This is a genomic window from Acinetobacter sp. Res13-Abat-PEC15-P4-01 (assembly GCF_015676285.1).
GTDB lineage: Bacteria > Pseudomonadota > Gammaproteobacteria > Pseudomonadales > Moraxellaceae > Acinetobacter > Acinetobacter nematophilus.
Genome location: NZ_JADAIN010000004.1, coordinates 1 through 410 on the forward strand (window position 1 = coordinate 1; position 410 = coordinate 410).

The 410-nt window shown below is 38.5% G+C and carries 1 protein-coding gene; it reads left to right on the plus strand.

Annotation, left to right across the window (positions count from 1 at the left end; translation table 11 throughout):
- On the plus strand, positions 1-410 hold a 410-nt coding region (locus IMO47_RS00535), incomplete at both ends, for an autotransporter outer membrane beta-barrel domain-containing protein (RefSeq protein ID WP_196083657.1).

Below are 410 nucleotides of genomic sequence, written 5' to 3' on the forward strand. Positions count from 1 at the left end.
AACTACCGTTTAGGTGAAAATAATGGTGTGAGTTGGTGGATCCAACCACAAGGACAATTCATTTACCAAGACGTACAGTTAGATAAGTTTACTGATTTAACAGGGACAAAAGTTGAAAGCAGTGGACCGAATCTACAAACACGTTTAGGTGCAAAAGCTTATATGGTAGTACCAACGGATAAAGCTGGAGCAAACTATCGTCCATATGCTGCATTGAATTGGATTCATAACACAGAAGATTATGGTTTGACGTTGGATGGAAATAAGCAACAGATTGGAGGTAATGAAAATATAGGTGAAGTGAAGCTGGGTGTTGAAGGACAATTTAGCAAAGCAAGCCATGCCTCATTCAATGTTTCATACCAAATGGGTAATGATGACTATCGTGATGTACAAGGAAACTTAAGTTG